We start from the raw sequence: 12601 nt of genomic DNA, 5'->3' as shown, positions 1-12601 counted from the left end.
TTATTTTAAATAATATCCCCCTTCACTGATGACTTTATCTCCTGCGTGCAATCCATTACTTATTATGGCAAATCCGTTTTTGGTTATTTCCACTTCCACAGATGTCCTGACAAAGACCTCCGGAGCAATCTGCACGTACACGTAACTGTCTTTCTCTCCCTGCAATAATGCGTTCTCCGAAACCTGAACCTGTTCAACAGGAGTACTACGAAAATGGACAGTAGTATACATACCCAATTTCAACTGTTTTTTCGAATTATCACAAACCGAAAGTACTTTTATAGATCTTGTATCTTCATCAACTACTTCTTCTACATGATAAACATTTCCTTTAATCACCGTACCTGGCAATGCCGACACTTCTATATCCAAACTGCTGCCTGCATTGATAAATCGAATGTCTTTTTCTTTCACTTGCGCGGTAATCCATACCTCAGATAAATCCGCCACTATTGCAACAGGATCAGTATCATCTTTCAAGTATTGTCCGGTCACAATATTATTCTCTATTATTTCTCCCGAAATAGGTGAACGCACCACAAGAGGTTGCCCCAGTGTCATATCTCCCGGATGTTCTACCTGATATACATCCAACGCAGCAGAAGCATTTTCAAACTCTTTGTCGGCAATAAGCAAAACATTTTGTGCCTCTTCCAGTTCTTTCTGAGAACTAACCCCATTTTTTGTCAAGTCTTCTTTGCGCTGTAAATCTTTCTTTGCCAGCTCCCGTGACGAAAGCGCCTGGAAATATTCTTTTTGCGCCGTAGTAAAATCCGGTGAACTGATTTCAAACAAAGGGGTTCCCCGATTCACTAGTTGCCCGATTTGTATATACGACTTTATAATTCTTCCCGCAAAAGGTGAAGCAATGCAGGCATAACGGGTAGGAATAGGACGTACCACACCGGAAGTGATTACCTCCTTGGAATAAGGTTCAAGCCTAGCATCGGTTACTTTTATCTTTTCAGATAAAAAACGGTCTGTAATATGCACGGTGTCCCCCTCCATGTGATAATCACTTTGTGGTTCTTCCTTTGATTTACTCTTGCATGCGGTAACTAGCAATACACCGCAAATTAAAAGCATTTGCAAATTTTTCTTTTTCATCATCCATAAAAATATAGTTAGTATTCTTTTTCGGATGCAAAGGTAAGTGGAGGTATTCCGGAAGCCTGTTAGAGATTTGTTAGAACGCTATTAGAATTTTATTAGAGCCTCACAGAAACTATTTCAAGGCTAATTTTCTTTTTTTATGAACCCGGTTTGCAAAAGAACGGCATTTTTTGTCTACATTTGCCGAATCGAAAACCGAACCAGAGAATATGAAAGTTATCTGTCAATTCATCCTATCCGTGTCCCATTTGGAGCTCTCTTAGCTGGGCTTCCGTTTCTTTATTTCTTTCCTCCATTACAGGAAAATAGAGAAATTCAACAGTCATTTCTCTCAATCAATTGTTTTATTATTTAGTCATAACGGTATCTTCCCTCTGCCATTTTTAGATACAGACCGGCAATACCCTTGTCATCATCCATAATCAATAAAGTATTATGAATAATTGGAAAAAGAAGTTTATCATTATATGGTCCGGACAATTATTTTCTATTCTTAGCAGTTCCATTGCCCAGTTTGCCATCGTTCTGTGGATCAGTCTTGAGACCGGTTCGGCAGAGGTGCTCTCATTGGCTACCATTGCCGCACTTTTGCCTCAAGTGGTATTAGGTCCCTTTGCTGGCGTTTTTGTCGATCGGTGGAGCCGAAAATGGACTATGATATTGGCTGACAGTTTCGTGGCACTCTGTTCGGGCGTTATTGCGTTACTATTCTATCTGGACGTTATCGAGATCTGGCAGATTTATCTGCTGCTGATGCTCCGTTCCATTGGAAGTGCCTTCCATGCGCCTGCCATGAAATCATCCATACCGCTACTTGCTCCTGAAAAAGAGCTGACGCGAATTGCCAGTATTAACCAGACAATACAGGCCTTATGTAATATTTGCGGTCCCGTGTTAGGTGCTGCATTGATTGTCAGTACAAATATGAGTGTAGTCATGCTGCTTGATGTTGCCGGAGCAGCCATAGCCTGTACGACACTCATGTTTGTATTCATCCCTAACCCGGAAAAAACAGAAACGGAAACGACCCATAATGTACTCCGGGATATGAAGGAAGGCTTTCAGGCAATCTGTAGCAATTGTGGTTTGAAATGGGTGATGATCACTGAAGTACTCATCACTTTCTTCATCATGCCTGTTGTTGCCTTGATACCGCTGATGACCCTGAAAAACTTTTCGGGAACAGCTTATCAGGTTAGCCTGATAGAACTACTCTTTGGATCGGGAGCATTAGTAGGCGGTATTCTACTTGGAATATGGAATCCGCGTATCCGAAAGGTAGTTATGATAAATATATCCTATATCATCATAGGAGTCTCCATTTTCGTTTCCGGAATACTTCCTCCTTCGGCCTTTATAATCTATGCTATATTTGCGATTGTACAAGGCATTTCCATGCCGTTTTATTCCGGTCCATTTACAGCTTTGCTGCAAACACAAATTGAAGTATCTTTCTTGGGACGCGTATTCTCTTTGTTCGACAGTATCAGTTTATTGCCCTCCATTTTAGGATTACTGGCAACCGGATTTATAGCAGACACTATCGGCATCGCCAATGTCTTTGTCATATGCGGTATTGCTATTGTGATAACGGGAACACTTGCATTCTTCATTCCGGCAATCATGAATCTGGAGAAAAAATAAATGACGAATTTTATTAAAAAATGCTTTTTTAGAAGCATTTTTTTAGGTTATTTTGCGGAACAAATATCACGAACTCGTCAAATTATGGATTGGATTGGCCTTGATTTAACATTCCCTATCACCGACCCTACATGGATATTTCTCCTTGTACTCTTGATTATATTGTTTGCTCCGATATTATTGAATAAACTGCGCATCCCTCATATTATCGGTATGATCCTGGCAGGACTGGCTATTGGCGAACATGGATTTAATATCCTGGCACGAGACAGCAGCTTTCAGTTATTCGGGAAAGTCGGACTCTATTACATCATGTTCCTGGCTGGTCTGGAAATGAATATGGGAGATTTCAAAGAGACGCGAAACAAAGCATTAGTGCTCGGTTTACTGGCTTTTATCGTTCCCATCGGGATTGGATTCGTGGCCAATGTATCTTATCTGAAATATGGTGTAATCACCTCTATATTATTAGCCAGCATGTATGCCTCTCATACGCTCGTGGCCTACCCCATCGTCACCCGCTTCGGCATATCACGCCATCGTAGCGTAAGTATTGCCGTAGGAGGAACGGCCGTAACAGATACACTCACGCTGCTGGTACTGGCTGTTATAGGCGGACTGTTCAAAGGAGAAACCGGAGGATTGTTTTGGATTTGGCTGGTGGTAAAAGTAATCTTTCTAGGGGCACTGATCATTTATTTCTTTCCGCGCATCGGTCGTTGGTTCTTTCACCGGTACAATGACAACGTGATGCAATTTATTTTCGTGCTTGCGATGGTCTTTTTAGGGGCAGGGTTGATGGAGTTTGTTGGTATGGAAGGTATCCTGGGAGCCTTCCTCGCAGGATTGGTACTTAACCGGCTCATTCCACACGTCTCTCCATTGATGGATCATTTAGAGTTCGTTGGTAATGCACTTTTTATTCCTTATTTCCTTATCGGAGTGGGAATGTTAATCAACTTACGTGTTCTTTTCGGAGAGGGGGATGCCTTAAAAGTTGCCGCCGTGATGATAGCCATGGCACTAACAGGTAAATGGATTGCTTGCTGGCTCACTCAAAAGATATACAAGATGTCTGTTCTTGAACGAAATCTGATGTATGGTTTGAGTAATGCACAGGCAGCAGCCACATTGGCGGCTGTGTTAGTTGGATACAACATTATTCTGCCCACCGGCGAACGTTTATTGAATGATGATGTACTGAACGGAACAGTCTTGCTTATCCTGGTCACTTGTGTAGTGAGTTCACTGATTACCGAGCGGACAGCCAGAAAGGTGGCAATGGATGACTCACTATCGGAAAATGAATCTTCAAAAGAAACAGAGAAGATTTTAGTATCCATAGCCAACCCGGACACTATTGAGGACATGGTGAATCTGTCTCTAATCATACGTGATTCTAAATTGAAAGATAATCTACTGGCATTAAATGTCATCAACGACGATAATAACTCTGATAATCTACGAATTCGAAGCAAACATTATCTGGAAAAAGCCGAAATGATAGCAACGGAAGCAAATGTACCACTCAAAAAGGTCACCCGGTATGATTTGAATATAGCTTCCGGTATTATCCATTCAGTCAAGGAGAATGAGATTACGAGTATTATCACCGGCCTGCACCGCAAGAAAAACATCACAGATTCATACTTTGGAATACTTGCCGAACACTTATTGAACGGATTAAACTGTGAAATAATTATCTCTAAATTTCTGATACCGGTCCATACAATCAAACGGATTGTCGTTGCCGTCCCTCCTAAAGCCGAATATGAATCCGGCTTTCCGCATTGGATGGAACACTTTTGTCGCATGGGGAGCACTCTTGGATGCCGCGTACACTTCTTTGCCAATGAAAAGACTACCATCCGTCTACAAGCGTGGATAAAGAAAAGGCATAAACAGACGCTTACCGATTTCTCTCTCTTAGAAGACTGGAATGACCTGCTGGTATTGACAGGACAGGTAAGTTACGATCATTTATTGGTTATTATCAGTGCACGACCAGGAACTCTTTCGTATGACAGTTCTTTTGAGAAGTTACCGAGACAGCTTGGGAAATATTTCTCCAACAATAGCTTCATCGTGCTGTATCCTAACCAGTCGGGAGAGCCGTTGGACACGTCTTTCTTCTCCAAGCTATATACTGATACCGAAACCCGACATTACGAGAAAGTCGGTAAATGGTTTTACAGGTGGTTTAAGAAAGAGGGATAAAATTAGAATTGAAAAGTTCCGTTTAATTTATAAATATCGATACATTTTTTTATATTTGTACTATTAGCAATTTTACAATAAACACCTAAAGGAAAAGAATGGTATGTCAAACGTTGATTTTTCCAAAATAACAGAAGGAATCTATCATGTGATAGAAACTGAAGAGAAAATACTAACCGGGCTACAAAATGATACGATCACGTTGAAACGTAATAAACAAAATCGTACCATCAAACAGATTCTCGGACATTTGATTGATTCGGCATCAAACAATCACCAACGCATGGTCAGATTGCAATACAGTAAAGATTTGCTTTTCTTTCCCGATTACCGTCAGGATAATGATCTGTGGATAGCATTACAAGATTACCAAAATGAAGATTGGAATAACCTGATTCAACTATGGAAGTTTTTTAACCTGCATATCATTCAGGTTATAAAATCTGTAGATCAGACAAAACTGGATAGCTACTGGTGTGATTTTGAAGGAACAAAGGTTACGCTACAAGACATGATAGAAGGTTATCTAAGTCATTTACACCTGCATATTCATGAAATCCATGAATTAATGAATGCCTAAAAAGAATAGCGGTTGCAGTTCTTTTATGTTCTATAAATATTAAGATGTACCCACATGGCAACTTACACTCATTTCGCAAAACAACCCGATGTACTGAAACATCTGATACTCTGTGAAGTTCTTAGAAATGAAGCCCCACAAGTATATGTAGAAACCAATTCCGCATGTGCCATCTACTTCATGACGCAAACTCCGGAGCAGCAATATGGTATCTATCATTTCCTGGAGAAAGCAGATGATGACAAATCTCTAAAAGCTTCCATTTATTACCAACTGGAAAGCACAGAAATGGCAAAAGGAAATTATCTGGGTTCTCCTGCCCTGGCAATGAATGTATTAGGGAAGCAAGCAAAAAGGTTTGTATTCTTTGATTTAGAAAAGAGTGCGTTGGAAAATGTGGGTACCTATGCCAAACAAGTCGGATTAAGTGCATCTGTAGAGATGCATCATGCCGACTCTTCGAGAGGTACCATAGAGCTATTGCCTTCACTTCCTTCATCCTCTTTCATTCATATCGATCCTTACGAGATAGACAAGAAAGGGGATTCAGGAGTAACTTATCTTGATGTTCTGATACAAGCGACCCAACTAGGCATGAAGTGTTTATTATGGTATGGATTCATGACCGGAGATGATAAAGCATCTTTGGACAACTATATTGTATCCAGTCTGGAAAAGGCAGGTATCAAGGATTACATAGGTGTAGAGCTTACCATGAATTCAATAAGAAAAGACAGTATATTATGTAATCCGGGCATTTTGGGAAGTGGTATTTTGGCTACAAATTTATCACAAATCTCCAAAGATACCATTCTTGATTACAGTAACAAACTGGTTGATATATACAAAGATGCTAAATACAAAGATTATGATGGAAGTTTATATATTCAGCATCTTTGATATCCACTTATTAATTTAATTACCTAGAACATTACTCTACAAACAGATCGTCAGAAAGCCGGAGCTTTTAAAATCAGTTTCCGGCCTTTTGGCTATAAATTAACTTATTTCTTTGGCTGATTGTCCACAAGCCATCTATTAGCCGTACATTTTTCGTATCGTCATCTTCCACGTTCCATGCATAACCTCCTGAAGGCAGGCCACGTCTCTCCAATATTTCATTGGGTTGATTATTGGAAAAGAAAAGTTCCAGTTGCGTAGAGTCAGGACTAAATACAATAAAGGCAGAAGCATTGCTATCGTCCACCGATTCCGTGCGGATTCCTTTCTCAAACAAGCGGATACAGTCTTTTTGCACTTCACACCATACATATCCGGCAGAACCGATACAGCCATGTCCATCCCGATCACCTCCCACAATCGGAGATTGCGGATACTGAACTAATTTAGAAGCCGGCATTCCCGGTGTATATTTTCCGGTATAGAACACTTCCAGCGTATCATTCAGAAGCAAACCGTTGACTTCATCTTTATTTGCATCCATCGTACTGAACGAAAGGGTATCATTCTTATCAGTAACAATCGTTACCGTATTCATGGTTGCATCACTAACGATTCCTTTTGAGCTTGCCACTTTTGACGAGCAACCTGCCATGAGGCAGAGCGTACCTACTGCTAATAATATTGTTTTCATTTTCTTTAATTGGGGCTTTGTTTTTAAATTAATGCAAAGATAAAGGTTATACTGCCAATATTTCGCTTTTACAAAATAAATTAATTTCCGGGCAGATTGTTCACCAGCTACACACAAAATGCCTATATTGGACAACGATCTATTAGAAAATCAGCCTACCTTTGTGATATGGATAATCAAAAGTAAATACAGAATACCATGAAAGAAACTTTGCAGATTCCCACTCCCGAAGCACTGGAAGCCTTGATAGGTAAGGAACTTTATGATATATGGACTTCACTTTGCCAGCTTATCGAGCAAAAGTACAATATGGAACAACTATGGAACCATGGAGGAAAAAAATGGACATACGAATATAAATATCGCAAAGGCGGAAAAACGCTGTGTGCCCTATACGCCAAAGAACAAACGATTGGCTTCATGGTCATTTTAGGTAAAGATGAGCGTGCCAAATTTGAATCTCTGCGAGAGGTCTTTTCCAATGAAACTCAAAAGGTATACGATGAGACGACTACTTTCCACGATGGAAAGTGGCTTATGTTCGAATTGAAAGACACTTGCTTATTTAATGATATGGAGCGGCTGCTATCCATCAAACGAAAACCCAACCGATGATTGAATCAGATATAAATAAAAGGTATTGTCAAAGTTGCGGGATGCCTCTCCGCTTTGATATAGAGAAATATCTGGGTACTAACTCCGACGGTTCCCGAAGTGACGAATATTGCTACTACTGCCTGAAAGATGGAAAATATATCGTCGACATTCCGATGTCGGAAATGATTAATATCTGGATAAAATACACTGATAAGTACAATGAATATGCAGATACCGCTTATTCGCCGGAGGAACTTAGGCGAATACTCAACGAACGGTTACCCAAACTGAACCGATGGAAACAGAAGTTAGAAACCAGTAATATCCATCACCAAAAGATTCAGGATATAATCGTTTATATCAATAATCATTTATTCGATAGTTTAGATGCAGACATACTTAGTACGATAAGCGGACTTTCCAAATATCACTTCAGAAGAGTGTTTCAAACCGTTGCCGGAGAAAATATCGGAAGCTACATACAACGTTTGCGCCTCGAACATATAGCACATCTGTTAGTATCCACCGACTTTACATTAAATCAGATTTCAGAGCAGACAAACTATCAAACTAAATTCAGTCTGGCAAAAGCCTTCAAAAAACATTTTGGCGTGTCAACTTCTCAATATAGGGAGAAGTATAAGCCGATGTATGACGAACAGCATGCGGTTATCACTCCTGAAATCCGGTCGATTCTGCCGATAAAAGTATTTTGTATCGAGGTGGGTGAAAAGTATAAGGATGAACTCCGATACAAATTAATATGGGACAGGCTCACCAACTATGCTAGGCAGCGCAATGAAGAAAAGTCGAATGATAAGTTTGTCAGCCTTAGTATGGACGACCCGGCCATCACCCCAATAGATAAATGTCGCTTCTATCTCGGGGTCATAATCGATAACAAAGAAAATGATTCCCAGCCGGGAGTAATGGAAGTTCCCGGTGGTCGTTATGCTATATTCAGGCATATCGGTGACTACTCTTTATTGCATAAATTCTACCGGACTATTTATGAAGAGTGGTTCCCGGAAAGTAAATATCGTCCTCAAAGCACCTTTAGCTTTGAAATGTATATGAACCGCCCTGCCTCCACCCTTAGAACAGAACTAATTACCGACATCTATATTCCGGTCATCAAGAAATAATTAATTATCAACCCTCTAAAAACAATGTATTATGGGAAAAATTTCAGAAATCATGCTATTGAAGCAACCGGAACAATCCGCTTTGGCTGTTGAAGTACAAACAGATATGAACGGAATGTCGGAAGCTATCGGGAAGAACTTTGTAAAAATAGACTCTTTATTTAAGGAACAGGGTGAAGTCACTACCGACATCCCCTACGTTGAATATCCCAACTTTGAAAGTCTGACGGAACACAATATCAAAATGATTATTGGTCTAAAGTCATCCAAAGAATTACAGGGTGAAGGGGATATACGCTCCATAACGATACCGGAAAGAAAAATAGTTTCCTGTCTACATAGAGGAACTTACAGTGAATTGGCTGTCCTGTACAACGAAATGATGGAATGGATAAAAACCAACGGTTACAAACTTTCGGGAACATCCATTGAATATTATTACAGCAATCCCAATGTACCCGAAGAAGAACAGGTGACGAGAATAGAAATGCCACTATTATAAATGTTGATTTCATCTACTTCATCATGTAGATTCTTCCCAAGCTCCAATTATTGTTATTTGATTCAAAACGGTACGGAAAGGAATGAAACAGATTCTTTTATAAATGCCATATTTTAGTTCTAATGTAAATATTATTACAGTAATAGATGCAATAGAAATAAACGGTGTTGCAAAAAAAATGTCAATAAAACTCCTATGTATTTCTGATAGATAACGTTATTTTGTAAAACACTGTTATCCAGGCGGTTACTATTCGGGCTTTTCCTTTAAAACCAATGACCCGTTTCTCACCGAGAAACAACCTTTTCGACACCGAGAAACGAAGTGTTTCTCACCGAGAAACGAATCGACTGTTGAAGTCCTAAACTTAAATTAAGAAAATTGTTCGTCTCTTTTATTTTTGACGCTTCTATCGTAGGAATGTATATGTTGAAATATATTTCAATGATAATCTTGTCATGTCTAAAATATAATGATATGGAATAAATTTATAACTGAATAGCAAGCAATTATAAAAAATGACTGAATGAATTATTTGCAATCAAACAACAACAGATACAGACATCATTTTTGTATCTTTGCCAAGTACAGAATAAACATGAAAAGAGAAATCCTATATCAAAAGATAGCCGGCACTATCGCCTGGCAAATAAAAACAGGTATATGGAAAGCAGGCGAGAAATTACCTTCTTTACGTACTATCAGCAATGAATATGGCGTAAGTTTAAATACAGCCATTCAGGTATATTATGAACTGGAAAAGGAAGGATTCATCATTTCCCGCCCCAAATCAGGGTACATTGTCAATTATAAGCCACTAAATTTGTCTGCGCCGGCAACAACGCAGCCTTCCGCTCAATCTCCGGGAAAGGAAGAAGCAGACTTAATCATGGAAGTATATCATTCCATCGAAGATTCGTCTATCACCCGTTTTTCGCTGGGAATACCGGAAGATGTTTTATTGCCTATTGCCAAACTCAATAAAGAACTGACCAAGGCCATGTATTCACTTCCGGGGAACGGCACTAGGTATGAAGACCCTCAAGGAAACATTCGTTTGAGAAACTATATTGCCCGTTTTGCGTATAGCTGGAATGGAAATCTGACCGAAGATGATATTGTTACTACCACAGGAGTAACCAATTCCATCTCTTTAGCATTATCTGTTATTGCTCAAAGAGGAGACACGATAGCTGTTGAAAGTCCTGTTTATTTCGGGATATTACAGTTGGCCAACAGTATGGAGCTTCATGTGCTGGAACTGCCGACCAATCCTGTAACAGGCATCGAACCCGATGCTTTAAGAAAAGTATTGCCGCAGATCAATCTATGCCTGCTTATCAGTAATTTCAGTAATCCGCTTGGGAGTTGCATGCCCGATGAACATAAGAAAGAGATAGTACAGATGTTGGCGGAACACAATATTCCTCTGATTGAAGATGATTTATACGGCGATGTATTCTTCGGACATTCACGCCCTAAGCCATGCAAAGCTTTCGATGAAAAGGGACTTGTGTTATGGTGTGGTTCTGTATCAAAGACGTTAGCTCCCGGTTATCGGGTAGGCTGGATTGCCCCCGGTAAGTTTAAGGATGCTATTATTCGTCAGAAACATATTCATTTAATATCCACTCCTACCCTCAACCAAGAAGCCATTGCCAACTTCATGGAGAACGGCAGGTATGAGAATCATTTACGCAAGTTGCGCCATGAGCTACATTCCAATAGTCTTCATTTGGCACAAGCTATTACCGACTATTTTCCCGAAGACACTAAAATCATCACTCCACAAGGAGGTTTTATGCTTTGGGTGGAACTGAATAAAAAGATTGATACCACGGAGCTATATTACAAAGCGATGCAACATAAGATCAGCATTGCTCCCGGACGCATGTTTACTCTGCACGACCAGTACAGAAACTGTATGCGCTTGAGTTTCGGTCAGCAATGGAGTGCTTTCATTGAAGAACGCCTGCAGGTTTTGGGAAACATTATCAAAGAATCATTCTGATTGACTGATATACTCTTTTACCACTTCGCCGAGGGTTTTAAGTCCTTTCTCTATTTTGTCTTCGGGCATATTAGAGTAGTTGATACGAAGCGTATTTTCCTTGTTTCCGTTCGGATAAAAGGAGCCTCCCGGAACAAAAGCAATCTTTTTCTCCAGGCTTCTGACTAAAACATCACGTGCCGAAATCCCTTCGGGAAGCTCTATCCATGTAAATAATCCGCCTTCGGGACGAGTAAACTTTATAGTATCAGGGAAATAACGTTCTATACTTTCAATCGCTACATTCCTGCGTTTTCTGTATACTTCCACTATTTTGGCAATATGTTTATCAATGTCATAGCGCTTCAGGTATTCGGCAATGGTCATTTGGGCAATAGTGTTGCATTGCAAATCCGTGCCTTGTTTAACCAATACATATTTGCGGATAATCTCTTTATCCCCCGCAATCCAGCCAATCCGGAAACCGGGACAGAATATTTTCGAGAAACTACCTGTACACAGGATATTTCCAGCCTCATCAAAAGACTTTATAGATGGCAAAGATTCTCCTCCAAACCTTAACTCACCATACGGATTGTCTTCAATAACCGCAACACCGTATTTTGCTGATAATTCAGCCAATTTCCTGCGTCTTTCCAGACTCCACGTCTTTCCTGTAGGATTCTGAAAAGTAGGTATTGCATATATCAGCTTTATATGAGGAGTATTGCTCAAAATTTCTTCCAAAACATCCATCATCATACCGTCCCCATCCGTGGGAATTTCAATAAAGCTACATCCATACGCTTTGAACGCGCTGATTGCAGCCAAATATGTTGGGCTTTCGCAAAGTACGATATCTCCCTGGTCCAGAAAAACTTTTCCGGATAAGTCCAATCCCTGTTGTGAGCCGTGGGTAATCAGAATATTATCTTTATCGAAAGCCGTGCCCAAACGTTCGTTCATCCGGTTGGCAATCCATTCGCGCAAAGGAGCATAACCTTCTGTTGTAGTATATTGGAGCGCTTTTGTACCTGCCTCTTTCAATACGATCTGATTGATCTCATTGATTTCATCTATCGGAAAAAGTTCTGGAGCAGGCAGACCACCTGCAAACGAAATCACATCTTCCTGTTCGGTAACTTTTAATATTTCTCTTATTTCCGAAGCCTTTATATAAGACATTCTTTTAGCAAAATTCAACTTCATAACCTTTAAG

The 12601-nt window shown here is 40.0% G+C and carries 11 protein-coding genes; 8 read left to right on the top strand and 3 right to left on the bottom strand.

Annotated elements, in window-relative coordinates; translation table 11 throughout:
- Window positions 1-1110: an efflux RND transporter periplasmic adaptor subunit gene (locus tag HMPREF0106_RS06540; protein WP_009040641.1), complete on the bottom strand. Its 1110-nt coding sequence runs from the start codon at window positions 1108-1110 to the stop codon at window positions 1-3.
- 438 nt (window positions 1111-1548) lie between these two features.
- Between HMPREF0106_RS06540 and HMPREF0106_RS06545 the strand changes: the two genes are divergently transcribed.
- The 4 genes from HMPREF0106_RS06545 to HMPREF0106_RS06560 all read left to right on the top strand — a co-directional run bounded on the left by HMPREF0106_RS06545 (window position 1549) and on the right by HMPREF0106_RS06560 (window position 6454).
- Window positions 1549-2757 carry an MFS transporter gene (locus HMPREF0106_RS06545; protein WP_009040640.1) on the top strand — a complete coding sequence of 403 codons (1209 nt, stop codon included), beginning with the start codon at window positions 1549-1551 and terminating at the stop codon, window positions 2755-2757.
- An 84-nt stretch (window positions 2758-2841) separates the two neighbouring features.
- Window positions 2842-4974: a cation:proton antiporter gene (locus HMPREF0106_RS06550; protein ID WP_009040639.1), complete on the top strand. Its 2133-nt coding sequence runs from the start codon at window positions 2842-2844 to the stop codon at window positions 4972-4974.
- A gap of 103 nt (window positions 4975-5077) precedes the next feature.
- A complete protein-coding gene (locus HMPREF0106_RS06555; RefSeq protein ID WP_004299152.1) occupies window positions 5078-5554 on the top strand; it encodes a DinB family protein in 477 nt (158 codons plus the stop codon).
- Window positions 5555-5608: 54 nt separating this feature from the next.
- Window positions 5609-6454 (top strand): hypothetical protein, encoded by an 846-nt coding sequence (locus tag HMPREF0106_RS06560; protein WP_009040638.1) that lies wholly within the window; start codon window positions 5609-5611, stop codon window positions 6452-6454.
- Window positions 6455-6527: 73 nt separating this feature from the next.
- Here the strand turns inward: HMPREF0106_RS06560 and HMPREF0106_RS06565 are convergent, their stop codons facing one another.
- Entirely contained in the window at window positions 6528-7148 is a 621-nt protein-coding gene (locus tag HMPREF0106_RS06565) for a hypothetical protein (protein ID WP_009040637.1), read from the bottom strand.
- Window positions 7149-7346: 198 nt separating this feature from the next.
- On the opposite strand from HMPREF0106_RS06565, the gene HMPREF0106_RS06570 reads away from it, so the two are divergent.
- The 4 genes from HMPREF0106_RS06570 (at window position 7347) to HMPREF0106_RS06585 (ending at window position 11403) form a co-directional block, all read left to right on the top strand.
- A complete protein-coding gene (locus tag HMPREF0106_RS06570; RefSeq protein WP_009040636.1) occupies window positions 7347-7763 on the top strand; it encodes a DUF3788 domain-containing protein in 417 nt (138 codons plus the stop codon).
- The gene (locus HMPREF0106_RS06575) at window positions 7760-8890 is read left to right on the top strand and encodes a GyrI-like domain-containing protein (RefSeq protein ID WP_009040635.1); all 1131 of its coding nucleotides are present in this window, start codon (window positions 7760-7762) and stop codon (window positions 8888-8890) included. Before HMPREF0106_RS06570 ends, HMPREF0106_RS06575 begins: the two co-directional genes overlap by 4 nt.
- Before the next feature lie 31 nt (window positions 8891-8921).
- Window positions 8922-9392, top strand: a complete 471-nt coding sequence (locus HMPREF0106_RS06580) for a GyrI-like domain-containing protein (RefSeq protein ID WP_009040634.1) — start codon at window positions 8922-8924, stop codon at window positions 9390-9392.
- Window positions 9393-9990: 598 nt separating this feature from the next.
- Window positions 9991-11403 carry a PLP-dependent aminotransferase family protein gene (locus tag HMPREF0106_RS06585; protein ID WP_008770674.1) on the top strand — a complete coding sequence of 471 codons (1413 nt, stop codon included), beginning with the start codon at window positions 9991-9993 and terminating at the stop codon, window positions 11401-11403.
- Here HMPREF0106_RS06585 and HMPREF0106_RS06590 read toward each other — a convergent pair.
- The gene (locus HMPREF0106_RS06590) at window positions 11395-12591 is read right to left on the bottom strand and encodes a PLP-dependent aminotransferase family protein (RefSeq protein WP_009040633.1); all 1197 of its coding nucleotides are present in this window, start codon (window positions 12589-12591) and stop codon (window positions 11395-11397) included. The genes HMPREF0106_RS06585 and HMPREF0106_RS06590 overlap by 9 nt on opposite strands.
- Window positions 12592-12601 lie beyond the last annotated feature (10 nt).

Origin of the sequence: Bacteroides sp. D22 (assembly GCF_000163675.1) — a bacterium.
Lineage (GTDB): Bacteria > Bacteroidota > Bacteroidia > Bacteroidales > Bacteroidaceae > Bacteroides > Bacteroides xylanisolvens.
The sequence above is the reverse complement of the archived record's forward strand: the minus strand, read 5'-3'. Positions and strand labels throughout refer to the sequence as shown.